The 26167-nt window shown below is 28.2% G+C and carries 22 protein-coding genes; 17 read left to right on the top strand and 5 right to left on the bottom strand.

Features of this window, described 5'->3' with window-relative positions; all coding sequences use genetic code 11:
- The first annotated feature begins 361 nt into the window (after positions 1-361).
- The 12 genes from QK892_RS01985 to QK892_RS01930 all read left to right on the top strand — a co-directional run bounded on the left by QK892_RS01985 (position 362) and on the right by QK892_RS01930 (position 14616).
- Positions 362-1501: an MGDG synthase family glycosyltransferase gene (locus tag QK892_RS01985; RefSeq protein WP_317271840.1), complete on the top strand. Its 1140-nt coding sequence runs from the start codon at positions 362-364 to the stop codon at positions 1499-1501.
- 167 nt (positions 1502-1668) lie between these two features.
- Positions 1669-2373 carry a M15 family metallopeptidase gene (locus tag QK892_RS01980; protein WP_317271839.1) on the top strand — a complete coding sequence of 235 codons (705 nt, stop codon included), beginning with the start codon at positions 1669-1671 and terminating at the stop codon, positions 2371-2373.
- 17 nt (positions 2374-2390) lie between these two features.
- Entirely contained in the window at positions 2391-3083 is a 693-nt protein-coding gene (locus QK892_RS01975; protein ID WP_317271838.1) for a response regulator transcription factor, read from the top strand.
- Positions 3073-4176: a sensor histidine kinase gene (locus QK892_RS01970; protein ID WP_317271837.1), complete on the top strand. Its 1104-nt coding sequence runs from the start codon at positions 3073-3075 to the stop codon at positions 4174-4176. The genes QK892_RS01975 and QK892_RS01970 overlap by 11 nt, the downstream gene beginning before the upstream one ends.
- A gap of 365 nt (positions 4177-4541) precedes the next feature.
- Positions 4542-6425 carry an endonuclease MutS2 gene (locus QK892_RS01965; RefSeq protein ID WP_317271836.1) on the top strand — a complete coding sequence of 628 codons (1884 nt, stop codon included), beginning with the start codon at positions 4542-4544 and terminating at the stop codon, positions 6423-6425.
- Between the two features lie 187 nt (positions 6426-6612).
- Entirely contained in the window at positions 6613-7086 is a 474-nt protein-coding gene (locus QK892_RS01960) for a DUF6323 family protein (RefSeq protein WP_317271835.1), read from the top strand.
- Positions 7086-8426: a DUF6179 domain-containing protein gene (locus QK892_RS01955; protein ID WP_317271834.1), complete on the top strand. Its 1341-nt coding sequence runs from the start codon at positions 7086-7088 to the stop codon at positions 8424-8426. Before QK892_RS01960 ends, QK892_RS01955 begins: the two co-directional genes overlap by 1 nt.
- 206 nt (positions 8427-8632) lie before the next feature.
- Positions 8633-8968, top strand: coding sequence for a hypothetical protein (locus QK892_RS01950; protein ID WP_317271833.1), 336 nt, complete (start codon positions 8633-8635; stop codon positions 8966-8968).
- Positions 8969-9066: 98 nt separating this feature from the next.
- On the top strand, positions 9067-9720 hold the full coding sequence (locus tag QK892_RS01945; RefSeq protein WP_317271832.1) for an HAD family hydrolase: 654 nt from the start codon (positions 9067-9069) through the stop codon (positions 9718-9720).
- Between the two features lie 331 nt (positions 9721-10051).
- Entirely contained in the window at positions 10052-11884 is a 1833-nt protein-coding gene (locus QK892_RS01940) for an NAD(P)-binding protein (RefSeq protein ID WP_317271831.1), read from the top strand.
- Positions 11878-13590: an NADH-dependent [FeFe] hydrogenase, group A6 gene (locus QK892_RS01935; protein ID WP_317271830.1), complete on the top strand. Its 1713-nt coding sequence runs from the start codon at positions 11878-11880 to the stop codon at positions 13588-13590. The genes QK892_RS01940 and QK892_RS01935 overlap by 7 nt, the downstream gene beginning before the upstream one ends.
- Positions 13591-13839: 249 nt before the next feature.
- Positions 13840-14616, top strand: a complete 777-nt coding sequence (locus QK892_RS01930; protein ID WP_317271829.1) for an N-acetylmuramoyl-L-alanine amidase family protein — start codon at positions 13840-13842, stop codon at positions 14614-14616.
- Positions 14617-14703: 87 nt separating this feature from the next.
- Here the strand turns inward: QK892_RS01930 and QK892_RS01925 are convergent, their stop codons facing one another.
- The 4 genes from QK892_RS01925 to QK892_RS01910 form a co-directional block, all read right to left on the bottom strand.
- Positions 14704-15363: a P-II family nitrogen regulator gene (locus tag QK892_RS01925; RefSeq protein ID WP_317271828.1), complete on the bottom strand. Its 660-nt coding sequence runs from the start codon at positions 15361-15363 to the stop codon at positions 14704-14706.
- A gap of 190 nt (positions 15364-15553) precedes the next feature.
- A complete protein-coding gene (locus QK892_RS01920) occupies positions 15554-16225 on the bottom strand; it encodes a P-II family nitrogen regulator (protein ID WP_317271827.1) in 672 nt (223 codons plus the stop codon).
- Positions 16226-17707, bottom strand: coding sequence for a DUF1538 domain-containing protein (locus QK892_RS01915; protein WP_317271826.1), 1482 nt, complete (start codon positions 17705-17707; stop codon positions 16226-16228). It lies immediately after the preceding gene.
- A 618-nt stretch (positions 17708-18325) separates the two neighbouring features.
- On the bottom strand, positions 18326-18742 hold the full coding sequence (locus tag QK892_RS01910; RefSeq protein WP_317271825.1) for a cytidine deaminase: 417 nt from the start codon (positions 18740-18742) through the stop codon (positions 18326-18328).
- Between the two features lie 224 nt (positions 18743-18966).
- On the opposite strand from QK892_RS01910, the gene QK892_RS01905 reads away from it, so the two are divergent.
- Positions 18967-19725: a MerR family transcriptional regulator gene (locus QK892_RS01905; protein ID WP_317271824.1), complete on the top strand. Its 759-nt coding sequence runs from the start codon at positions 18967-18969 to the stop codon at positions 19723-19725.
- A 257-nt stretch (positions 19726-19982) separates the two neighbouring features.
- The gene (locus tag QK892_RS01900; protein ID WP_317271823.1) at positions 19983-20675 is read left to right on the top strand and encodes a YjgB family protein; all 693 of its coding nucleotides are present in this window, start codon (positions 19983-19985) and stop codon (positions 20673-20675) included.
- A gap of 46 nt (positions 20676-20721) precedes the next feature.
- Here QK892_RS01900 and QK892_RS01895 read toward each other — a convergent pair whose 3' ends face one another.
- On the bottom strand, positions 20722-23103 hold the full coding sequence (locus QK892_RS01895; RefSeq protein ID WP_317271822.1) for a GxGYxYP domain-containing protein: 2382 nt from the start codon (positions 23101-23103) through the stop codon (positions 20722-20724).
- A 207-nt stretch (positions 23104-23310) separates the two neighbouring features.
- Between QK892_RS01895 and chbG the strand changes: the two genes are divergently transcribed.
- The 3 genes from chbG (at position 23311) to QK892_RS01880 (ending at position 26129) form a co-directional block, all read left to right on the top strand.
- The gene (chbG, locus tag QK892_RS01890; RefSeq protein ID WP_317271821.1) at positions 23311-24051 is read left to right on the top strand and encodes a chitin disaccharide deacetylase; all 741 of its coding nucleotides are present in this window, start codon (positions 23311-23313) and stop codon (positions 24049-24051) included.
- A 107-nt stretch (positions 24052-24158) separates the two neighbouring features.
- Positions 24159-24722 carry a hypothetical protein gene (locus QK892_RS01885; protein WP_317271820.1) on the top strand — a complete coding sequence of 188 codons (564 nt, stop codon included), beginning with the start codon at positions 24159-24161 and terminating at the stop codon, positions 24720-24722.
- A gap of 132 nt (positions 24723-24854) precedes the next feature.
- Positions 24855-26129, top strand: a complete 1275-nt coding sequence (locus QK892_RS01880; protein WP_317271819.1) for a class I SAM-dependent methyltransferase — start codon at positions 24855-24857, stop codon at positions 26127-26129.
- The last annotated feature ends 38 nt before the right edge of the window (positions 26130-26167 follow it).

Raw genomic sequence — 26167 nt, 5'->3', positions numbered from 1 at the left:
TATAAAAATATACTTAATAAAATGTATGCTTAATGTTAATTCAATATAATTATATATCAGAAAATTATTACAAGCAATTGTATTAAATATAAATTTATAATAATTATAAATTTATATTAGATAGTATGATTTTTCAGATAATATGCAAATGGATTTAATCATCATTTAGATATGATGAAGCCATTCTCTATAAAGAAATTATATTGTAGCTCGTGGATAATTGATGATAAAAATAATTATAAAATTAGCTTAAAATAAATCAATTTTATTAAAGAATAAAATCATTCTTGATACTCGGACAAGATGCATGAAAGTAACATAAAATATAGTAATAAATTATAGGAATATCCAGAGGTATAAAATGAAGGTCTTAATTTTATCATGCAATACGGGTGAAGGTCATAATGTAGCGGGAAAAGCAATGAAGGAAGCTTTAGAAAAGGAAGGACATGAGGCAGTTATGCTTGATTATATGAAACTCTCAAGTGATAGGACTTCCAGAGTTGTTGCAGGAGCTTATATTAATCTTGTAAAATATACTCCACATTTCTTCTATCTTCTTTATAAAACTGTACTTAAGATATCATCAGATAAGAGAAAGTCACCAGTTTATTATGCAAATTCATTAATGGCAAAGCATTTAAAAAAATATTTAGAAGAAAATAAATTTGATATTATTTTAATGCCACACATTTTTCCGGCAGAAACTATCACATATATGAAGAAAAAGCAGATGATTGATCAAAAGACTATAGCTATAAGTACAGATTATACATGTATACCTTTTTGGGAGGAAACAGAATGTGATGCTTATGTAATTCCACATGAAAGAATGATAGACGAATATATAAAAAGAGGAATTCCAAAAGAAAAGTTATATCCATTAGGAATTCCAGTAAGACAAGATTTTTATACTAAAGAAGAAATTAGAAAAGCGAAGAAGAAATTAAATCTTAATATAGATAAACCTATGTACTTAATTATGAGTGGTAGCATGGGTTTTGGAAAGATTCAACTTTTTACTATTAAACTAAATAGACAATGTGAAGAGGGAGAACAGATTATTGTTATATGTGGCAATAACAAAAAATTAAAAAGTGTTTTAGAAAAAGAATTTAAGAATAGAACAAATATAAAGATAGTGGGATATACAGATAATGTATCAGTATATATGGATGCCGCAGATGTAGTATATACAAAGCCAGGAGGATTGACTTCTACAGAGGTTATTATAAAAAATAGACCTTTAGTTCATACAGCACCTATTCCAGGATGTGAAACTAAGAACATGCAATTCTTTATGGAAAAGGGAATGTCACTGCATTCTAAAAAAATAACTGAGCAAATTGAGCAAGGAAAGATACTTTTATATAACAATGAAATAAGAAAAAATATGTTAGAAAATCAAAGAGAAAATTCAAAAATTAATGCTACTAGGGATATTATAAAGTTAATGGAGAGTTTGGTTAATAAAGAGAAAATTCTTTTTATGAGGTGGTAAAATAGAGAAAGATTCTTGCTAGTCATAGTAAGAATCTTTTTTAATACGTTGTGATAATCATGTAAGAAGTTGCGTTTATAAACTTAAGTTTTCTTAAGGTTTTTTTATATTTATCGTAAATTATATTTTCTACAATTAACTTAAAAGTTAGTAGAGGAGTAGAAAATATGAAGAGATATTTCAAGAGAATTTTATTAGTCACAATAATAATATCTATATTTTGGTATGCAAAAGAGGAAATGTATATTATATTTAAAGAAATATATACAAATGATATAAGTACTAGTTCAAATAATACAAATAAATTAGGAGAAAATACTAATGAAAGTGATGAGTTATTATTAGTGAATGATAATAATGAATTAGAAAAGGATTATATTCCAGATGGATTAACTATCCCTAATATAGAATTTACAATGGATGTAAATAATGAAGAAAAGCATGTAGCAAGTATTGTTAAGGATCCTTTAGAAAAAATGATAGACGAAGCTAGGAATCAAGGAATAATTTTATTGGGGAATTCAGCCTATAGGTCATATAAATCTCAAAAAAGAGTTTATGATGATAGGGTTAGATTGCAAGGAAAGGAACTTGCAAATATGTATGTTGCTAAACCAGGATATAGTGAGCATCAAACAGGGTTGTGTATTGATATAACTAATCAAGATAAATATCTTGTGAAAGGAACAATAGAATCAGATTGGCTTGAAGAGAATTCTTATAAGTTTGGATTTATTATAAGATATCCACAAGGAAAACAAAACATAACTGGTATTGAATATGAGCCGTGGCATATTAGGTATGTTGGTGAAGCGGTTGCTAATTATATTTATAGTAATGGAATTACTCTAGAGGAATACTTAGACGAGTAATAATGAGAGGTGAAAATATGAATAATACTATTCTTGTTGTAGACGATGAAAAGGAAATAAGGCATCTATTAGAAATAAATCTTATTAATGAAGGATATAATGTATTTAAAGCTAGTTGCGGACAAGAGGCTTTAGACATATTAAATAGGGAAGAAATAAGTTTAATGGTTTTAGATATTATGATGCCGGGAATGGATGGATTAGAAGTTTGTAAAATAGCAAGGGAAAATCATAATATACCTATTCTTATGCTGAGTGCTAAAACTGAGGATATGGATAAGATACAAGGCATTATGACAGGTGCAGATGATTATGTTTGTAAGCCTTTTAATAGTTTAGAGCTTATGGTTAGAATAAGAGCTTTGCTTAGAAGAGCATATTTTTTGAATACAAGACTAAAGATATCTGATGAAATAATAAGAATTGAATCAATAGTAATTGATAAAAAGAAACATAGAATAACTATAGAAGGTAAAGAAGTATCTTTTACAGCAAGAGAGTTCGAAATTATATATTTATTGGCTACCAATAGAGGGAGGGTCTTTAGTGCTGAAGAAATTTTTGAAAGAGTGTGGAAAGAAAGATATTTTCAATCTAATAATACAGTTATGGTCCATATGAGTAGAATAAGAGATAAAATTGAGCAACATATGGCTGGGGCTAATATAATTCATACTGTATGGGGAGTTGGTTATAAAATTGAGAAATAGAAGATTATATAAGTTCATATTTAATAGTATGCTAGATATATTAATTTCAATAAGTTTAACTTTTCTCACCTTCATTACTATTAAGTTAATATTAGACTATTTATATAGAAAGGATAATATTCCTATTGTAAGATTAATTTGGTATTATTGGAGAGAATTAAAGGGTAGATTATTTGGAGACTATATTTATGCAGTTATTGGAATAGTATTATTCTTTGTATTTTATATCCTTATAATATATAGAAAAACTAAGAATTTAGTTGAAGTTATAAATGAAACAGAAGAAATGTCTAATGGAAATCTAACTAAGATAATAAAAACAGAGGCTAAAGGTGATATAAAAATATTGGCTGATAATATAAATAATATATCTAGTCAACTAAAAAATCTTACGATAGAAGAGAGACGAGCTCAGCAGACTAAGAATGATTTAATAACAAATGTATCACATGATTTAAGAACTCCACTAACTTCAATAATCGGATATTTAGAAATTATTGATACAGATAAGTATAAGGATGAAGTTCAGCTGAGATACTATGTGAATATTGCGTATGAAAAAGCTAAAAGCTTAAGTATACTTATAAATGATTTATTTGAGCTTACTAAGATGCAAAATAAAGCAATTAAGTTAGATAGGATAGATATTAATTTAGTTGAATTGTTAGGGCAAGTAGTTGCTCAATTTGAGTATCAGTTCAATAGTGCAGATATGAAATCAAGAATTAATTTCTCAGAAGATAGGTTAATGGTGAACGCAGATCCGGGAAAATTAGTAAGAGTTTTTGAAAATTTATTATCTAATGCAATCAATTATGGCAAGGATGGGTACTATGTTGATATAGTAACGAAAATAGAACAGGATAAAGCAGTTGTTCAAATTATTAATTATGGTGAATCAATATCTTCAATAGATTTACCATTTATTTTTGATAGATTTTATAGAGTGGAAAAATCGAGAAATAGAAGTATTGGAGGATCTGGATTAGGTCTAGCTATAACTAAAAGTATTGTAGAACTTCATGAAGGAACAATATCTGCATATAGTGATGATACAAAAACATTCTTTGAGGTAAGGTTACCGATTATATAAATTTAATGATAGGTAAAAAATTATTTAATATACAAAAAATGTTGACATTACTAGGGTATTTAGAATATATTGAGGTAGATAGATTTCAAAAAAGAGAGGTATTTTTGTGAGTGTATAGTATCAAATAGTTAATTTAATATTGATTCCAAAAAATTAGGTTTTTTAACCTTTATTTGTTATGGAATTAATTAAACTATATTGATACAAGTCGGCGAATGAAATTACGAGGGGTATATTATACCTTTTTCTATGATTGAGTTTTTAGCTGTGGAAGTATCCATGGCTTTTTTTATTAAAAAATATATTTATGAAATCTATCTAGGTTTCGTGACTTGTATGACTTAATGCAAGAAAGGAATATTTAAATGGATAAAATAACATTAGAGAAATTAAATTATTATGAATTAAAAGAAATAGTAAAGAGTTATTGTGTAAGTGGATTAGGAAAAACCTTAATAGATAAACTTGAGCCAAGTGGAAATTTAAAGATTGTGAATAAGAGACTTGATGAGACTTCAGAAGGAAGAAGGCTTTTAGAAGCATCATATCATATACCGCTAAGTGGAATATTTGATATAACACCTCATATTGAAAAAATTGAAAAGGGAGCATCATTAGATCCAGAAGACTTGACTATGATAAGTGACTTTCTAAGAGGATGTAGAAAAGTTAAGTTATTTGTTAAGGATAAGGAAGGATATGCACCAACGCTATGCAGTTATGGAGATAATATTACTGATTTAAGTTATATAGAAGAAGAAATAAATAAGTGTATTAGAGGTTCTGTTGTAGATTCTAATGCAAGTAAAGAACTTAAGAAGATAAGAAGACTTATAGATGATTGTGAGGAAAAAATAAGAGAAAGGCTTGATAGGTTCTTAAAGAATAGTGAAAATAAACAGTATATTCAAGAGTTTTTTATAAGTAAGAGAAATGGTAGATATACAATTCCAATAAAAGCAGCTTACAAAAAATATGTTCAGGGAACTGTTATTGAAGCTTCATCAAAGGGAGCAACAGTATTTATGGAGCCAGATACAATCTCTAGATATACTTCAGAACTAGCTACTTTAAAAATCGAAGAAAGTATTGAAGAATATAAGATTTTAGGTGTTCTTACAGAAATGTTAAATGAAAGAATAAGAGATTTAAAAATAAATATAGAAGTAATAGCTGAATATGATATGATTTGGGCAAAAGCTAAGTATAGTAATGAAATTTCAGGAATAAAACCTAGATTAAATGCTCATGGTTATGTAAAAATAGTAAATGGAAAATATCCTTTGATTAAAAATGGAGTTCCTCTTAATCTTGAGGTTGGAGAGGATTATAGAACATTAATAATAACAGGGCCAAATGCTGGAGGAAAGACAGTGGTTTTAAAAACAGTAGGGATTTTAACTCTAGCTGTACAGTCAGGGTTCCATATAGCAGCTGAAGAAGGAACTGAAATATCAGTCTTTGATAAAATATTTGTTGATATAGGAGATGACCAAAGCATTGAAAATGCTTTAAGTACCTTTTCATCTCATGTAAAGAATTTAGCAGAAATAATAAAGCAAAGCACAAAATCTACTTTATTATTATTTGATGAAATAGGAAGTGGAACTGAACCAAATGAAGGAGCAGCCCTAGCTATAGCTATTTTAGAAGAATTATATCATAAGGGATGCATTACAATAGCAACCACACACTATGGAGAAATAAAAAATTTCTCAGAGTCACATCCAGACTTTCAAAATGCAGCTATGGAATTTAAAAAGGATACTCTTGAACCTCTATACAAGCTTCATATTGGTAGAAGTGGTGATAGTAATGCCTTATATATATCTAAAAAGATGGGAATTCATGATTCAATAATAGATAGAGCTAAAAAATATATAGAAACAAAAGACTATAATTATGAATTAATTAAAGATAGTAAGATACAAAAGAAGAAGGAAGAAATAGAAGTACTAGAGGTTAAAAATAACTACTCTGTTGGAGATAGGGTAATTCTATTAGATAAAAACGAAAGTGCTATAGTTTATAAAGAATTAAATGAGTTTAATAATTTGGTAGTACTTTATAAAAATAATTTTATTGAGGTAAATTATAAGAGAGTTAAGTTAGATGTTAAGTCTGGTGAATTATATCCAGAAGGATATGATTTAAATCAATTATTTACAAGCTATAAAGAAAGAAAATTAGAACATGATATAAGTCGTGGATCAAAAAAGGCATTAAAGAAAATAATGAGAAATTTATAAAATTTATATGAAAAGGAGTATCTTTAAAATAATAAAGATACTCCTTTGTTATATGTAAAAACCAAAACTCTTTGACAAAAGAACGTAGCAATGCTATCATAGCACTATACAAGATAAATTAATACCTAATACTTTATTATAACATATAATATCATAAAGGTCAATACTTTTTTGGAGGAGTTTTAGAATGAATGAAATTATTAATTTTTTTCAAGATGACCTATCAGTAAGGAGTTTATCAAATGAAATTCTTAAGTGCAATGAGCACACAATAGACTATGGATTAAAACTTAGTGAGCATGATGTGCAAGATATTATTAAAACAAGGAAGATAGCCCTTGAGAAAAGTGGCAGAATAGAGTTTAATGGACAAATTATAAATAAAATGATAGAAAAGTTTTGTGATTCACCATATATTTCACAATACAACTATAGTGAAACAATAAGTGAATTATTAGAAATTTTTTACAATTATAAAAATGAGACTTTAGATTATATTGGTGATGATGAATTGATTGACATTATGAGGGATTTCTTTGATGGATACTGCCAAGGTTCACTAGAACTATTGGAAGGTAGAGTGTTATATAATATTGCAGATAATATTAGACATGGAGTTAGAGATTATACAAATATCAATAAGGAAAGGAGTTTTGATTAGTGGATAATAAGTATATTGAAATATATAATATATTAACAAATATTGATGAGGAATATTTTTTTAAAGATTTAATATCAAAATGCTATAAAAATTCTTTAATAGATGATATAGCTATAAATAAAATATATAATAGCAGATTAGAACTCTTAAGAATACAATTAAGATATTATACTAAGGATAAAAGCTCATCAGTTATGGTAGAAGTAGCTGAGAAAATATTAAATGGTATTGATTATTCTGTAGGAATATATTTAAAGTCGTTAAAAAATATAGAGATAATGATTAATGAGTTAAAAAAATATAGATTAGAAGATATTTTAAAAAAAGGTCAGGACATAATAAAACATAAAGTTATTAAAAATAGTATCTTATTAAGTAAAATAAAAAAAGAGAAACTGAAAGTAAAAAATGTTTCTTATAATGACACTATAAATTATGGAGTATCTTTGTTTTTTAAGGAGTATGATTACTCTTTTGCACCTCATGAGACAGGAGGTTCTATAGACTATCAATTATGTATTGATAATATGAAATATGTGGGCATCGAGTATATAGAGAACTATTTAAATACATTAGATTTAGAAAATGAATTTTGTAGTAAGTTTAATATTAAAGAAATTAATGAATTGCTAAAAGGATATAGAAAGGATAGCGATTTTCTACTTATAAATATATTTGAATTGGTTATTATTAATTCATTAGGCTTAATTATTTGTGATAAGCCAATAAGTAGTTTAAATATCAGTAATAAAGAAAGAGATATTATTATTAACAAATTGAGTAGTCTATCGTTTAGTGAATTAAACGATAAACTAAGAGATTGTGCATTAAAATTATATGAACAATTAAATATTAGAAATATTAATTTAATAAATTATATAGATAAAGCTATATTAAAAATAACAAAATTAATAAAAAGTAGTATAGAATTAGATAAATTAGAAGAGTTATTCATCTCCTTTATAGATGATGATAATTATATAAAATATATAGACAAAGAAAAAATGAGTAACGTAAGATTCAGAATGATAACTGAAAAAATTAGAGATAGCCAATCAATTGATGAAAAAATCAGTATAATAAAAGAAAATATTAAAAGTTTAGAAGATTTAATAGATATGCTAGGTTCTGATTGTATATTTGATGAAGAATTTAATATATATTTTAAAAGCTTATCACAGTTTGAAATTATACTGATATATAAATATATATCAGACATAAGTTTGGATGATATATATAATAAAGAATGGTATTCAATCTTTAATAAGTATATTTGTACTCTAACTGAGCAAGAGATAAATGACATAAATGCGATTGCAGAAAAAGTATTGTTGATTTAGTTAATGGTAAATAGCAACCTCTAATTGGTTGCTATTTTTTATTAATATAAACAACAGAAGTTAGGTTGTCCTTAAAGGATTTTAATATTTATGGTGTAACTATAAAAAAATAGATATACACGATTAAATTTATTGAAAAGATTTAACTAAACTGTACACTTTCTATTCGTAGCGAATATTATGCTATTAGAAAGGAAGTGATAAAAATGAATTATGACAGAGCTGATATGAAAAATTTACAAGACTTATATGATGAATGCAATAAATTAATGAGCTATCATATAACTATAGTTATGAAAGATGGAAGTACAGTAGATGGAATGATTGAAAAAGTAGATTCAAATGGAATTATCATGTTAGTTGGAGAAGACATTATGGATGATGATGACGGAGATACTAGTACTGGAGAAAGACAATTTGGAAAAGGTCCTGGTATGAGAAGGCATAGGAGATTTAGGCGTAGGGGTTATCCTTTTAACTCAATTAGAAGAGTACTCCCTATAGTTTATCCATATCCATTCTTTCCATTCTTCCCATATTAAAAAGAAATCTTAAGATTATGTATATTCGAATTTGACTATATGAAATCCTCCTGTTGTATTATGATATAATTAAAATAAATATAACTTAGGAGGCATTAATGATTAAACTAGCGATATTTGATTTAGATGGGACATTACTAAATACATTAGATGACTTAGCTAATGCTTGTAATTATGCCCTAAATAAATTTTCTTTTCCGACACATGATGTGGAGAAATATAAAAATTTCATTGGAAATGGAATATATAAATTGGTAGAAAGAGCTTTACCTGATAATGAAAAAGATAGGGGAACGGTAGAGAAAGTATTAAAAATCTTTATTGATTATTATAATGAACATATGATAGATATGACCAAGCCTTATGATGGAATAATAAATACTTTAGATGAATTACGATTTAAGGGAATAAAGCTTGCTGTAGTATCAAATAAAAAACATGAATTTACCATGGAAATAGTTAAAAAGTATTTTGGTGATAAATTTGATATAGTATTTGGGCATAGAGCTAATTATAAAGAAAAGCCAGATCCAGCTTCAGTCTTAGAAGTGATTGATAAACTTAATATCCTTAAGGATGAATGTATTTATATAGGAGATTCCAATATTGATATAATAACTGCAAGAAATGCTGGAGTTAAGTCAATTGGAGTTTCATGGGGGTTTAGAGGAAAAGAAGAGTTAGCTAATGAAGGGGCTGACTATTTAGTCGATAATACTATTGAATTAAGAAGTATAATAATAAATAATTAACACAAAAATAGTAGCTAATAATAAAAATAGGCTACTATTTTTATTATTAAATTTAATAAATAGAATTTATTGAAATTATTGACAATAAGATAAGTAAGGGTTTATATTAAAAATATAACAATATGTAAACGTATACCGAATTTAAAGTTAAAAATTTAACATTTATTGGTCTAAGAAAAAGATTAAAGAATAAATTACTATTATAATTTGAAAAAATAATGATTTATTATGCATCAGTATCTAAAAGCTAAATTTTTTTAAGAAGGTGATTAATAAAAATAATAAAGAAGGTTGCAAGAAAAATAATTATAAATATAGAAGGGAGAAAACCATGAACAGATTAATTAACACCCCTGTAGATAAGGCTCAGGAAACAATAGAACAACTATATGGAGATTTACAAAGAAGAATTGCTGTTAGCCCTACAAGATCATGTCCAGTGGATTTATCTGCTGCATTTCTAAGGATGTGTCAGTGCCATACATGTGGTAAATGTGTACCTTGTAGAATTGGGCTTAAGCAACTTGAAAATCTGGTAGAAGATGTATTAGAAGGGAGAGGGACTGAAGATACACTTAGGCTTATTGAAAGAACAGCAGAAGGAATAGCCGATTCAGCAGACTGTGCATTAGGTTATGAAGCTGCTGAAATGGTATTAAAGGGTATTAAAGGATTTAGAGATGATTATGAACTTCATATAAATGGTTATGAATGTGTAGAGAGACAAGAAAAATCTATTCCTTGTACTGAACAATGTCCGGCAGAAGTAGACATACCTGGATATATTGCATTAGTAGAAGAAGGAAGATATGCAGATGCTGTTAGACTTATAAGAAAGGACAATCCACTTCCTTTAACCTGTGCTTTTGTTTGTGAACACCCTTGTGAAAATAAATGTAGAAGAAATAATTTAGATTATTCTATTAACATAAGAGGTCTAAAAAAGACAGCTGTTGAGGAAGCTGGTGATGTACCTATACCTAAACCTTATCCAGCGACAAATAAAACTGTTGCTATTGTAGGAGGCGGTCCGAGTGGTCTTACAGCTGCCTATTACCTAAGTCTTATGGGACATAAAGTAACAATTTTTGAAAAAAGAAAAAAACTTGGCGGAATGCTTCAGTATGGAATTCCTAATTATAGGTTACCGAAAGATGAGTTGGAAAGAGAAATAAGAACGATACTTTCTAATGGAGTTGAAGTAAAAACAGAGGTATGTATTGGAAAAGATATCTTAATGGAAGAGCTTCGTGAAAATTATAATGCAGTATATGTATCAATCGGAGCTCATGGATTTAAAAGGCTAGGAATACCAGGGGAAGATTCAGATTCGGCTATATCAGCTGTACAATTTTTAAGAGAGGTAGCTGATGATAATCCACCTGATTTCAAAGGGAAAAAAATTGTTGTTGTAGGAGGCGGTAATGTTGCTATGGATGCAGCGAGAACTGCAATTAGGCTTGGTGCATCAGAGGTAAATATAGTATATAGAAGAAGAAAGATAGATATGACAGCATTAGCTGATGAGGTGGAAGGAGCTATAGCAGAGGGCTGTGAAATTATGGACCTTATGGCTCCGATTAGTATAGAAAAAGATGGTGTAGACAAGCTTAAGGGAATATGGGTTCAACCTCAGATAATAGGGCCTGTAGTTAATGGTAGAGCAAAGCCGCTCAATTCTAGTAAAGAGCCTGCGTTCATATCATGTGATATTGTAATTGTGGCTGTAGGGCAAGAAATTGAGTCTAAGTATTTTGAAAAATGCGGAATAAATACTAAGATGGGAAGAATTATTGTATCAGAATCAGGAGAAGTATATGGACAAAAAGGTATATTTGCTGTAGGTGATTGTGTAACAGGACCATCTACAGTAATTAAAGCAATAGCTTCAGGTAAAGTTGCAGCAGCAAATATTGATAGTTATTTTGGGTATAAGCATGAAATAAAGAACGATGTGGAAATACCACCTATAAAATTTAGAAGTAGTATTCCATGGGGAAGAGCTAATATGTCTGAAAGATCAGCACAAGAGAGAATTAGAGATTTTAATATGGTTGAGAAATCTCTTACGTTAGAGGAAGCAAAGCAGGAGGCAGGAAGGTGTTTACGTTGTGACCATTTAGGCTGTGGAGCATTCAAAGGAGGTAGAGTTGATAGATGGTAAATATAATAATAGATAACAAAAAAATAGCTATACCTAAGGAAATGACAATTCTTGAAGCAGCAAAGACGGCAGGAATAGAAATACCTACAATCTGCTACTTAAAGGATATTAATGAAATAGGTGCTTGTAGGGTTTGCTTAGTTGAGATTGAAGGAGTCAATAAACTTGCAGCAGCCTGTAATACTCCTATTTCAGAAGGAATGATTATTAAAACAAATAGTCCGAGAGTTAGAAAAGCAAGGAAAATTAATGTAGAACTTATACTTTCACAGCATAATTGTCGTTGTGCTACATGTATTAGAAATGGAAGCTGTCAGCTTCAAAGTATATCAAGGGATTTAGGAATTAACAATTTACCTTATAGAGAGGAAATAAAATATAAACCCTGGAGAAAGGATTTTCCTTTAATAAGAGATAATGAAAAGTGTATAAAGTGCATGAGATGTGTTCAGGTGTGTAACAAGATTCAATCCTTAGGGGTATGGGATACTACAGGAAGTGGCGCTAGAACTAATGTTGGTATATCTAAAAATAATAAAATAGAGGATATAGATTGCTCTTTATGTGGACAATGCATTACTCATTGCCCTGTAGGAGCTTTAGTGGAAAGAGATGATACTGAAAAAGTTTTTGAGGCACTTGCAAATCCTGAAATGATTACTGTAGTACAAATAGCTCCGGCAGTCCGCTCAGCTTGGGGAGAAGAAATTGGCCTTTCTAGAGAGGAAGCTACTGTAGGTAAAATAGTAGATGCTCTTAAGCGAATTGGATTTGATTATGTATTTGATACTTCCTTCGCAGCAGATTTAACTATAATGGAGGAAGGAACAGAATTAATAGAGAAAATAAAAAATGGTGAGAAACTTCCGATGTTTACTTCTTGTTGCCCAGGCTGGATAAGGTTTATAAAATCTCAATATCCAGATATGGTATCAAAACTTTCTACAGCAAAATCTCCACAGCAGATGTTTGGAGCAATTACAAAGACATATTTTGCAGAAAAAATGAAAATTGATCCTAGTAAGATATATAGTGTTTCCATAATGCCATGTACTGCCAAAAAATATGAAAAGGATATAGCAGATATTAATGCAGCAGAGGAAGGCGTGGATGTAGATGCAGTACTAACAACAAGGGAACTTGTAAAAATGATAAGAGCTGAACACATAAATGCTAAGGATTTAAAAGATGAGAAAATGGATAATATCTTAGGCGATGGAACTGGAGCAGGAGTTATTTTTGGAGCTACTGGTGGAGTGATGGAGGCTGCTTTAAGAAGCGCTTATTACTTACTTACAGGAGAGAATCCCAAAGTAGATAATTTTGAAAAAGTAAGGGGAATGGATGGGTGGAAAGAAGCTGAATTCGCCATTGGCAATACGACTCTAAGAGTAGCCATAGCAAGTGGACTTGGGAATGCTAGAAAACTGATGGAAGCTATTAAAAGTGATGAAGTTCAATATGATTTTGTTGAAATAATGGCATGTCCAGGAGGGTGCTCTGGAGGAGGAGGACAACCTATACTTTATAATATAGAGCTTGCAGAAGATAGAGCAGATGTATTATATGGTCTAGATGAAAGCTCTGAAAAGAGATTTTCTCATGAGAATCCTTTAGTTAATCAATGTTATAATGAATATTTAGGAGAACCGCTTTCTAAAAAAGCTCATAGACTTCTTCATTTCTCACATGTTGATAATAAATAGTATATATAATTTTCAATGAAATAGTAATAAAGAAGATTGATCCAAAATCGATTTTCTTTATTACTGTTTTTTTATTATAGAAGAAATTTATAAAAAGATTATCATGGAATAACTATTTATATTAAATTTTAAGATTATTATAAGGTTAACAAATTATAATATTAGAACTAATAGTGAGTATAAAAGTTTGATTCATAGACTGGGTAAATTTTATAGAGGTTATTTCATTTATAATTAGGAGGAAGCATAATGAAAAAAATCAATAAGTTACTTAGAAGAAGAAAAAGAAGAATACTTCTTAGAAGAACTAGAGCATGTATAATGTTGATAGTCTTTATAATACTTTCAAATAAAACAATAAATAGTATTTTTAATTATAAATTAACCGGTAGTTTAAGTAGGAATATATCAAATTTTGAAGATGTTAATGAAGATAAAGTAAGTGTTGTTCTTGATCCTGGTCATGGGGGACATGATGTAGGAGCTGAATTTGGCTCAATATATGAAAAAGATATTGTATTAAATATTTCTAATAAAGTTGGGGCTATATTAGAAGAAAACAATATTAATGTTATTTACACAAGAGATGAAGATATAGCATTAGGGAATGATGAGAAAGAAGATTTAAAAAGAAGAGTGGAGATATCAAATTCATCTAATGCAGAATATTTTATATCACTTCATATTAATGACTATGTTGATGTTTATTCATATGAAGATATATATGGTTTTGAAGTGTGGACAAACTATAATGATTATAGTAGCGTAAGCTTAGGAACAAAGATAGAAGAAAATTTAGAAAGATTAAATTATACACAAAGGCGTCCTATGTTAGATGGAAGCGAAGATTTATATGTAATAAGAGAAAATAATATTCCTTCTATACTTGTAGAATTCGGATTTATGAATAGTTATAATGATAGAACGTATTTTTCTAATGAATATAATCAAGAATTACTGGCGGAAGCTGTAGCAAATGCAATAATAGAAGCCATTAATGAAAACTCAAAAGGAGCTGCCTCGTAAATTATTTTTTATCATTTACGAGACAGCTCCTTTTATTTCTGGTTATGTCTTAAAAGAGTGTTGATATTAAATAGAAGAGAGATAATTTTATTTTTCATATAATCCATAAGCCTGATTTATTTCTTGAACAAATAGAATTCCATTTCCTGGTTTGTCCAATTGTAAATCTTCTCTTATAGAATTTACTATATCTTCAGTCTTATCTTTTTTAGATAAAATTATAACTACTTCTTTTTCTGGTTCTATTTCCATAGCAAAGACCTTACTAGTTTCATGAATCCCTGATCCTCTAGAATTTATAATAGTTCCGCCTTGAGAGCCTGCTTTAGTAGCTGCCTCTATAGCATCTTCTCCTTTTCCTTTATCAACTATTACAGTTATAACATTATACATATTATTCTCTCCACCTTTTTCTTCCTTATTACATTTACAACTTCTAGTTCCAAATACATCACATATATTCGTTGTGAAGGCTATTCCATAATTAGGTTTATTAAATTTGAATTCTTCATCTAATTTTACTAAAGCTTTATTTATTAAATCTGAATTAGAAATCATCATTACCACTTCTTTGCTTACATCTGCCAGTCCTATAAAGTCTAATATCTTATTGTTTACAGTTCCTTTACCTAAAAGTACTGTACCTCCAGAAATTCCATTTTGTTTCGCTTTTTGCATTACCTTGCTTCCTAATCCTGATTTAACTATAACACAAAGTAATTCAACATTGCTCGAATAACTAAACATTTAAATTTAGTCCCCCTTTTTTACTTTAACCAAGTATAAATTATAATAATTTTAAAGTTTTATTGCCCACCAATTATTTACATGAATCTTATGCTACATCAAAGTTAATACTATTTCAATAGAAATTAGCTCTAAAATAAAAAAATAAGAAAATATTAAAAATTTTCTTACTTTTTTATTATCTTTCAACTTATTTCTCATATAATCCATAAGTTTTATTTATATTTTGAACATATATAATGCCATTTCCTGGCTCATTAATTTTAATTTCTTTTGAAATTGATTCTACAATTTGTTCCGTTTGGTCTGTTTTTGATAAAATAAGAACTACTTCTTTTTCGGGTTCTATTTCCATAGCAAATACTTTACTAGTTTCATGAATTCCTGAACCTCTTGCATTAATAATAGTGCCTCCTAATGATCCAGCTTTAGTTGCTGCATCTATCACATCCTCAGCTCTTCCTTTATCTACAATAATAGTTATAGAATTATACATAATTTTATCAAAATCTCCCTCTTTAACTTTTTCATTTTCTTTGCAACTTCTAGTTCCAATTATATTAGATATTGATGTTGTAAAAGCTATTCCATGATTAGGCTTTTCAAATTTAAACTCTTCGTCTAATTTTATTAAAGCTTTTTCCATAATACTTTTTTTTGAAATCATTAAAACTACTTCTTTGCGAACATCTGCAAGTCCTAAAAAATCTAAAATTTTGTTATTTACAGTTCCTTTTCCTAAAAGCACAGTTCCACCAGATACTCCATGTTCCTTAGCTTTGTGAAGCACCTTACTTCCTAATCCTAATTTAACTATAACACAAAGAAGTTCAATACCTTTAGAATTAGAGTTATTCAACATCTAAACCAACTCCTTCTTTTTAGATTTAATTTTAAATATTAAACCTAATATTTGTAGAGCTATAATTGGCGTCATAGCAACCATAGCTATCATTCCAAAGCCATCTATTAAAACATCTGCTCCTTCTATTGATACTGCTGCACCTTGAGCAAAAGCTAATATAAATGTAGCTGTCATAGGTCCAGAAGCAACTCCACCTGAATCAAAAGCCATTCCTACAAATAGCTTTGGAACTATATACATTAAACCAACTGATATTATATATCCAGGTAATAGATAGTGCCATAATTGAATCCCTGGAACAATTATTCTTATCATTGATAATGCTACTGCAAATCCAACTCCAATTGCTAAGGACAACATTACTACATTTCTTTTTACATATCCACTAGTAACATCTTCAATTTGATGAGTTAAAACATAAACCGCCGGTTCAGCTAAAATCGTTACACATCCAAGGATAAATCCTACTATTATGACATAGGCCTTATTATCAAGGGCTGCTATCTTGTAACCAACTATAGTTCCAACTTCCATAAATCCAGCATTAACTCCTACTAAAAATATTACTAAACCTATAAAGGTAAATAATATACCGAACATTATTTTTCTTAATGATTTTTTAGAAGTTTTAAATTTAATCTTTTGGAATATTAAAAATATAAGAATTATCGGGGTTAGAGCTAAGAAAATTTCATATGCTAAATGAGGTATTGCATTTAAAAATGGCCCTATTATTCCTTTTGTTCCTTCCAAATTCACTTCTGCTGATCCGCTGATTTCATTAGTTTTTGATACTATGCTCATTATCATCACAGCTAAGATAGCTCCTGTTGATGCTATAGCAACTAAACCAAAACTATCTTTTTCTGACTGTTTACTATCTTTTTTCATTTTAGATACCCCAGTTGCTAAGGCTAAAATAAATGGAACTGTCATAGCTCCTGTTGTAGCTCCTGAAGCATCAAAAGATATTGCTAAAAACTCTGGTGATACAAAAATAGTAATAAGGAGTATTACCCCATAAATAATGGTCAGTAATTTATAGAGTGGAAATGAATAAACTATTCTTCCAAGTCCTAAAGCAAGCATTAGGGATATTCCAATTGAAACAACTATAACTATCAAGAACTTTCCGAAAGCACCTCCAGTTACATCTGCGACTTGTCCACCAAGTATATGAAGATCTGGTTCGGCTATAGATATAACAAGTCCTAGAATTAATCCCGCTATAATAACAATCCATAGCTTGTTTGCCTTAGCTATATTGTTTCCCATTATATTTCCTATTGGTGTTACTCCAATATCAACGCCAACTAAGAAGATTGATAATCCTATTACTACAAATACAGCTCCTATTATAAACCTTACCATCATAGAAGTTTCTATGGGAGTTAATGTAAAGTTTAGTATTATTACAATTAAAGTTATAGGTAAAACCGACAATGATACCTCTTTAATTTTTTCTGTCAATAAATTCAATTTGCCTCATCCCTTCTTATTTAAAATTTATTTTTTCAATCACCTCTCTTATTTTTTCTTTTATATAATAATGATAAGTATTAAATTTAATAATTTCATTGCTTTATTTACTCGTAAAATTTTATTACTGTAGAATATGTTGTATGAAATATTACACCTAAAATTTTTGATTAAATACTTACCGATTAAAATCAAATTTCATGTTTCCTAAGTTAATTGTACTTAATATCAAGTATTTTTGCAAATTTCTGAAAATTAATTTAATTTAATTTTATAATTGTGTTAAATATTTTTTTAACAATCAAATAAATAGGTTTTAGCTTTTTTAAATTTATTATTTTTCATATTATTATTTTAAAAAGCCATATTTTATTCATAATATTAAGTGTTTAATATTCTTTTAATAGATTTTCTCCAAGGATATTAAGGAGATATTGTCAAATATATAACTTTTCTCAATATCAAATACTTTTCAGTGGATGGATGATAATATAAAAAAAGCCCAACAATTATGTTGGACTTTAAATTCATTTCATGTCTTATTTCAATATTGAAAATTTTACGTTCTATTACATCACTAAAGAGATAATTATTTTTAAGTTATATTAAACTTGTTTATTAATCCAAATCTTTGCTAGTAAATCCTAGTGGTAAAAGTTCTTCTAATGTATATTCTTTAAATTCATCTTTATTTTTAGCAAGGAAGATTTTAAATGTCTTCGGATTACAGAACTCTGCTATTACTTGTCTGCAAACGCCACAAGGAGCACAGTATTCAGTTTCCTCAGCATCTGCTTTATTACCTACTATTGCTATTGCAAGGAATTCATGTTGTCCTTCAGATACAGCTTTGAAGAAAGCAGTTCTTTCAGCACAGTTTGTTGGAGTAAAAGCCGCATTTTCTATATTACAACCTAAGTAAATTTTACCGTTTGTACCAAGTAGTGCTGCACCAACATTAAAGTTAGAGTAAGGAGTATAAGCAAATTTTTGAGCTTCATAAGCCTTTTCAACTAATAATTTTGCATCAATCATAAATTTCACCTGACACTTTCTTTAATAATAATTAAATAATATAATTCACTTTAAAAGTATATAACATTAAGTGGATTTTTATTATAACACTATTAAATACCTGTGTATATATCAATTTTAATCAAAGATAATTTTGTTCTTAAAGATATCAAAAAAATATTAAAGTATGTATTGACATTAACGTTGCGTAAAGGTCTATTATTAACTTGTAAGGAGGAATGAAGATGGAATATACAATTAAAAAGCTAGCTGAAATGGCAGGTATAAGTACTAGAACTCTTAGATATTATGATGAAATTGGATTATTAAAACCATGTAGAATTAATTCATCCGGATATAGGATATATGGAGAAAAAGAGGTTGATATATTACAACAAGTTTTACTTTATAGATCTATGGATATTAAACTTGAAGAAATTCAAAATATAATTTCTAATTCTAGTTTTGATATTTGTCAATCATTAATTGAACATCGAAAAAGCCTCATTTCTAGGAGAAATCAACTTGATCAATTGATTTTAACTGTAGAAAAAACTATTGAATATAAAAAAGGGGAAATAAGTATGTCTAATAAAGAAAAATTTGAAGGATTAAAACAAGAACGATTAGAAGAAAACGAAAGAAAATACGGAAAAGAAATTAGAGATAAATATGGCAATGAAACAGTTGAGGCTTCTAATAAGAAGTTTATGAATATGAGTGAAGAAGATTTTAATGATATGAATAAAGTTGAGGAACGACTATTTAAGGCTCTATTAGAAGTTATTTCTACTAGTGACTTAGAATCAAAAGCAGCAAAAGAAGTCTACGAAAATCATAAAGAATGGCTTAGCTTCACATGGCCTAGTTATTCAAGGGAAGCTCACATTGGTTTAGCTGAAATGTATGTTGCTGATGAAAGATTTGCAAAATATTATAATGATAAAGCAGGTAAAGAAGTAGTAAATATATTAAGAGATATAATAGTAAAGTATGCAAAATAATTTTTTATAAATTCCTATCCCTCATTATATGAGTAGATAGATATTATATTCTGGCCACTTGAATCCTATAACGGAGAAAAGAATATAATTATCTATCTATTTTTTTTATTTAGTGTTTCCATAAGAAGAGTAAAGTTATTTATATAAAATAAAATTGAGTATAATAGTTAAATAAATATTAAGTTCGACATGGAAAAGAAAATATATATATATAATGAGTATAATATAATAATGAAGGTTTATTAGGAGGAAGTAGAATGAAGAAGAAAATATTGATTGCCGCTATCATGGTAGTCTTCGCAATTTCAATTACATCATGTGGATATAAGGATAAATCTAATAATAATGAAATCAATGTTAGCAAGCCTACAGAGATTGAAGAAGGTGCAAGTGGAGATTCATCTAATAATACTCCACATAAGAATACAGAGCCTAATACAGATGATTCAGATGAGACTAATGCTGGAAATTCAGATAATTATAAATTTGATTTATTAAATAGTATAAAAGGTAAGTCTGAAGATGGAATGATTATAAACAGTGAATTCAAAGCAAAATATACTGTTATTGATGAAATAATTAATGTTTATGGCAAAGCAGACTCTGAAAATTATATTGCCGAAGCTAAAGGTATTTATTATGCCTTTGAAAGCAAAAATTTAGCATTTGGATGTAATAAGGGCTCTCAAATATTTGAAGTAAGATCCTTTGATAAATCGTTAAAAGAGTTAAATTTACAAGATATAATATCATATTTTGGAGAACCATCATATGAAGTTACAACAAGTTTGAACGAAAGAATAATTGGATATGTAGTAAATGATGATTTTAAATTATTATTTGTTTTTTCAGATAGTAAAAGTGAAAAGGCGATTTTAGATCATTATTCAGTTTTATATCCTCGAGGAACTATTAACAATATGGCTGGTGATCCGGGCAGAGAATGGTAAATAAAATAAAGATAGAATTAAGTAAATGTCAATTCTATCTTTATTTTTATGTAGGATTGACGTTGGTTTTAATTAATTTCATAAAGATATCAGGCGTAACCACTCTTACCTTAGGATTAGCATTTATCTTATTTATAACCCCTTGAAGAACATTCATATCCTTGCTCCATACATGTATATAGACAAAGGTATAAGAATCTGGATCAGTAATATCTATATAATCTAATTTAGTTCTAGAATTGATATTATCAACTAGTTCATCCTCACTTTCTAATCCTTCCCAAAGTAAGTCACGACAAGAAACTATAGGTTTATTGTTAGACCAATTTATTTCTCCGTTATAGTTATTATTTTTCGTATAATCTAGATAGAATAGGCCATCTATATCTGATCTATCAGTGTACTTATCCCATAGACTATTTTCATAAAAAGCATTATCATCAATAATCAATACATATTTCTGATCTACTTTTTTCATGTACTCATTTAGTCTATCAGTATAATTAGAAAGTTTATTTATTGGATATTTACTTGGATAAATATATCCATTGCCTGAAGGAGAAACAAGATAGTAATCTGAGTAAGCTCCTGAACTTGCACTTTGATAGTATTTTTCAAATACTGTAGGTGCTAAATAATATAGAGATGGACTTAACGACCAACCTAAATTGAAGTTTCCTCTATTTTTAGAGCCAAACCATTTTTCAGAACTATAATTACTTCCAAGTAGCCATTGCTGATTATCACCATCAGACATAATGAAGGTTACATAATGTACATTAGTTTCTTTAGGGATTTCTTTATTAGATTTTTGAGTTTGTGCAGTTGTTGGAAATGAGCTTAATACAGATAAGTTATAAGACCAATCTGCGGCGATAACATCTACTCCATATTTGGATGCAATACTTACATTATTATATTCATCTGGACCCCATCCTAAGGCACGAGGAGTATTTTCCATTGATTTAAATACTAATTCTCTTAATGAATAATCATTAACATCATCCTCATAAAAGATAAGGGATTTTGACATTATAGCATAATCTCTTAAAGCCATAGATTTTACTGGAGAGAGCTCTATAACTGTTGAATGATTTAATCCTGAATTCCAAAGAGTTTTATATGCCCAATACTTATCTGTCTTTGAACAATCTTCAATTAATTTATATATTCCGAAATTATTGATTTTTACTTCAAGAGATTTTTCAATAGGAATCGAATTTTTCAATGATGCTAAAGTGCAAGCGTTATTAATAGAGGAGGGATTTGAATTATCATATAGGATGTAACCATTAATACTAGACTTAAACTTATTTATTAATTTCCAGGGATCAGATATATTTTCATAACTAATGCTATTCTCATTAATTAGATCATGTAACCAAATCTTATAATCTGGCTCATCTTTACTAAGAATATAGATTTGTGATTTAGATTTTGTTGATATAATGCCTTGAAGAGCAGAAATCATAGTCTGCTCTTCATTATTCATTTTATCTTCAGAGATAACATATAAATGCTCTGGTATCACAGGGTTTTTAATATAATTATCATTAATGAAAATATTATTATATTCAATTGAAGAAGTTGATTTAGATATATATTTATTATAAAAATCACTTAAAAATTTATAATGCTCTCCGGTATAAAATCCTTGCGCATCTTTAGTATCCATTCCAGATAGTATGACTTGGCGTTTAATAATATCATTTAAGCTAACATCTTTATGATTTTTTATAAGATCATACATTATCATAAATGTAGTAGTTCTTCCTATCCCTTCTTTACAGTGAAAATGAAGCCATGAATCTTGAGGTTGATTTTTTACGAAATCAATAAAGTAATCTACCAAATCATCAGTTGGGAATCCGCCATCAGTTACAGGAATTCGAACATATCCAATTTCTTTTGAGTTAGCAACTTGAAATTCATTTTGAACAAGTTTAGGAACTATAGTTTCTTTTTTATTATAAAAAGTAAGCGGTTCTCCAATCTTAATTGAGCCTAATAGTTTATTTTCAACAGCTATAACTTCTGGTAAGGTCAATCCTTTATTAGCATCGTTTTTTTCTCCTTCCCAACTAACGGCTATTCCATTTATAAATCCATGAGATTCTTGCCTTAAATCAATGTCTATTATAGAAAAATTATTATTAATAGCCTCTTTTATTAAAGAGAGTCCTGAATCGGAAAACTGTCCACTTCCCGATATATTTAGATTATCAAGACCTTTTAAGTTTATATTTTTATCTTTTATTATAGATTTGTAATTTGAGGATAGTCTAAAGTGGTCCGGCAATGTATTATTATTAGGCGAATTCTCTATAAGACGTAAATCTTCCAGAGCCTTAGGAAAGTAACTTATGTTCATTAATAAACAAATGGTTAATAAAATAAATGTAGTGCAAAATTTAATAAATTTTTTCATATGTATTTACCTCATTAAAAAATTATTTCATTTATTATGATTAGAAATAAGCTTAAACTTTATGCACAAAAGTGAGTTTAATCACTATACCTATAATGGAATTTTATTTTAAAATTTGAAAAAATTCACTAAGGACAAGATGCTATAATTATTTTGAAAAATAATGTATATATAATTTTCGGGAATTATAGGAGAGGTGTTAAGAATATGAAGTTAATAATAAATGCTGATGATTTTGGAATAAGTAAGGGAGCTAATTACGGAATAATAGATGCATATAAGAATGGGGTAGTCAGAAGTGCTTCAATAATGGCTGGAATGCCAGCTTTTGATCATGCAGTAGGGCTTTTAAAATCTTGTAAAGGTTTAGAGGAGTTAGGGTGTGGTGTTCATTTAACTTTGTCTGCGTATAAACCAGTTTTGAATACTCACAAAACAATAGTAGATGAAAATGGATTTTTCTATAAAAGAATAAGTGAGGAGACTGCTGAAAATAAATTTGATCTTGAAGAAGTATATAATGAATTTTCTGCACAAATACAAAAAGTTATTAACAGTGGTATAGAAATAACTCATTTGGATTCTCATCATCATGTTCATACATTAAAAGTTTTGAAACCTGTAGTAGAGCAATTGCTCTCTAAGTATAATTTACCAATTAGGGGTGGATTATTATACGAATTGGATTATGATAAGATAGTTCCATTTAGTGGGTTTTTCTATGATGAAACAGTAAGTATTGATGGATTTAAGAAAGTAGAAATAAACAAGTATGAAGTTTTAGAAACTATGACGCATCCTGCATATTTAGATAGTTTTATTATGGAGAATAGTTCATATAACCTAAAAAGAGTAGAAGAGCTTAAAGTATTGACGTCTGAGGAAGTTAAAGAGTTCGTAGATGAAAATGGTATTACACTATGTAATTATAGAGATATTTATAAATAATAATATTATTAATAAGTAATTATTAATGGGTTTTGTAGCTTTACAGAAGTATTACACTGGGAAAAAGTGCTATAATTTAAATATAAATAAAAATAGAGGTGATTACAATGGAAAAGTTAGAGAGGTTTATAAATTATTTATCTGGAAGTTTTAATAATGACAATCAGATAAGAGAGGAAAAAGCTACAACTGGCGAGGCTAGAACACCTGTTGCAAAACATATTGTTGGTATATGTAATAATAAGGTTAAAAATCTTCCGAAGGACTTTAATGGATACTTTACTATAGATGAAACTTACTATAATCATGGAGAACATAATACGGCATTGCATCATTTATTCCTATACACATTAAATGAAGATGAGGATGTAGTGTTAACTTCTTATGAGTTACCAAGTGAAATAGACTATAATGATTTTGTGAATTCAAATGATAAATTAGTCATAGATTATAGTAATTTAGAATTATCTAAAAAGTTTGCACCTATTATATTTGAAGAAAAAGATGGATACTTCTTAGCTGAAAGTGAAAGTAATTTTTCTTCTGAAGTAATATTTACAGCAATAGAAAAAGTATATAATGGTAAGATATATATGACAGAAATATTTAGAAAGAATGGAGAAATAGTTTCGGGGTCAAAAGAACCAATAATATATGATAAAATTAAATAATTAATCTTAAGATAATGAATTACTTAGTTTGTTCATTATCTTTTTTATTAAATTTATTAATGAATTTTATAAATATCACCAAAGATGTAATAATTGAATAAAATAGTGTACAAATATTTAAAGGAGTATGCTATGGACATGATTTATATGCTTCCATTTTTAATAAATAAGAATGGAAGTGATTTTATTTATGATTCAAAAATGTCTGATGATTTTTTTAAAAGCCTTGAAAAGTGTAAATATAAGATTTTACTAATATATAATCAAGGGTGTTTAAGTAATCAAGAACTCAGTTATTATTTATCAAAGTTTAATATTAATTACGAAATTATTGGAAATGGAGAGAATGATGGAATTGCATTTTCAAGATATTCAATGATAAACCATATAAAGAAAAATTATAATAATATCAAATATGTGGCTGAAGTACATTTAGATATGATATTTACTCCAAATTGGGATAAGCCACTAATAGATTTTTTGCTAAAAACGAATGAACCAATAGTTTCTCCGAGAATAGTTTATTTTGAAGATAATTTATATAAAGTAACTGGGCGAGAAGAATCTTTTATATTTCCAGAAAGTCTTGAAGAAAAAATAGAAATGATGGAATCTTTAATAGAAGAAAAGATAGATTACGGATTTGTTCATCCAGCTATTCATAATTTTAATATATTAAAGAGAATAAATGCGTATGATATAAGATTTTTGACTGGTAAGCAAGGTTATGAAGATGACAGTATTATATTAGGATATAACTATTATATGGGAACTAAGGAAAATTGGAAGCCTAAAATATATTGTAAATCATGTGTTTATCATAGAACTATAGGGCAAAGAGCTAAGATAAATAACTTCTATGAATACGCTTGGGCTAGTAAATTTGTAGAAGAAAAGGATATTTGTTTAGATGCAGGCTGTGGTGCGATACATCCCTTCAAATATTATTTAGCAAGTATATGCCATGAAGTTCATGCCGTAGATATAGATAGTACAATATTAGATAAAGAAGAGATTATAAACAAACAAAAACAATACTTTTCAGATGAAGAAGTTATGTTATCAGAAAGATACTTAGATAAGTTATTACTAAAGAATGAGGACTTAAGAAATCTAAAATATGAAGATGAATTTTTTAATAAAATATATTGTATATCAGTATTACATCTTATAGAGGAGAATAATATTATAGATATATTAAAAGAATTAAAAAGAGTTCTTAAGAGTAATGGTCTTTTAGTGATTACTGTGGATGTACCAACAACTAATATAGAAAAACTAATTAATAATATTAATCAGGTAGGTCTAAAGCTCAAGAATAATTTAGATTTAATTCAGTATGAAGGCATAATTTATTCTGATATAGTAGAAGGTTTAAATTGTTTTAGAATTTTAGTAACAAAGTAAATATATATTGTATTGAAGAATAGTTGCAAAATAAAGTT

This window comes from Clostridium lamae, from assembly GCF_033043255.1.
In the GTDB taxonomy this organism is placed as follows: Bacteria; Bacillota; Clostridia; order Clostridiales; family Clostridiaceae; genus Clostridium; species Clostridium lamae.
The sequence above is the reverse complement of the archived record's forward strand: the minus strand, read 5'-3'. Positions and strand labels throughout refer to the sequence as shown.

Excerpts from the sequence above, each read along its gene's own strand:
- QK892_RS01895 (WP_317271822.1), bottom strand. The coding sequence starts at position 23,103 with ATGAAAAAATTTATTAAATTTTGCACTACATTTATTTTATTAACCATT.
- QK892_RS01940 (WP_317271831.1), top strand. The coding sequence starts at position 10,052 with ATGAACAGATTAATTAACACCCCTGTAGATAAGGCTCAGGAAACAATA.
- QK892_RS01880 (WP_317271819.1), top strand. The coding sequence starts at position 24,855 with ATGGACATGATTTATATGCTTCCATTTTTAATAAATAAGAATGGAAGT.
- QK892_RS01885 (WP_317271820.1), top strand. The coding sequence starts at position 24,159 with ATGGAAAAGTTAGAGAGGTTTATAAATTATTTATCTGGAAGTTTTAAT.
- QK892_RS01985 (WP_317271840.1), top strand. The coding sequence starts at position 362 with ATGAAGGTCTTAATTTTATCATGCAATACGGGTGAAGGTCATAATGTA.
- QK892_RS01965 (WP_317271836.1), top strand. The coding sequence starts at position 4,542 with ATGGATAAAATAACATTAGAGAAATTAAATTATTATGAATTAAAAGAA.
- QK892_RS01975 (WP_317271838.1), top strand. The coding sequence starts at position 2,391 with ATGAATAATACTATTCTTGTTGTAGACGATGAAAAGGAAATAAGGCAT.
- chbG (WP_317271821.1), top strand. The coding sequence starts at position 23,311 with ATGAAGTTAATAATAAATGCTGATGATTTTGGAATAAGTAAGGGAGCT.
- QK892_RS01920 (WP_317271827.1), bottom strand. The coding sequence starts at position 16,225 with ATGTTGAATAACTCTAATTCTAAAGGTATTGAACTTCTTTGTGTTATA.
- QK892_RS01935 (WP_317271830.1), top strand. The coding sequence starts at position 11,878 with ATGGTAAATATAATAATAGATAACAAAAAAATAGCTATACCTAAGGAA.
- QK892_RS01910 (WP_317271825.1), bottom strand. The coding sequence starts at position 18,742 with ATGATTGATGCAAAATTATTAGTTGAAAAGGCTTATGAAGCTCAAAAA.
- QK892_RS01900 (WP_317271823.1), top strand. The coding sequence starts at position 19,983 with ATGAAGAAGAAAATATTGATTGCCGCTATCATGGTAGTCTTCGCAATT.
- QK892_RS01960 (WP_317271835.1), top strand. The coding sequence starts at position 6,613 with ATGAATGAAATTATTAATTTTTTTCAAGATGACCTATCAGTAAGGAGT.
- QK892_RS01925 (WP_317271828.1), bottom strand. The coding sequence starts at position 15,363 with ATGTTTAGTTATTCGAGCAATGTTGAATTACTTTGTGTTATAGTTAAA.
- QK892_RS01980 (WP_317271839.1), top strand. The coding sequence starts at position 1,669 with ATGAAGAGATATTTCAAGAGAATTTTATTAGTCACAATAATAATATCT.
- QK892_RS01930 (WP_317271829.1), top strand. The coding sequence starts at position 13,840 with ATGAAAAAAATCAATAAGTTACTTAGAAGAAGAAAAAGAAGAATACTT.
- QK892_RS01905 (WP_317271824.1), top strand. The coding sequence starts at position 18,967 with ATGGAATATACAATTAAAAAGCTAGCTGAAATGGCAGGTATAAGTACT.
- QK892_RS01950 (WP_317271833.1), top strand. The coding sequence starts at position 8,633 with ATGAATTATGACAGAGCTGATATGAAAAATTTACAAGACTTATATGAT.
- QK892_RS01945 (WP_317271832.1), top strand. The coding sequence starts at position 9,067 with ATGATTAAACTAGCGATATTTGATTTAGATGGGACATTACTAAATACA.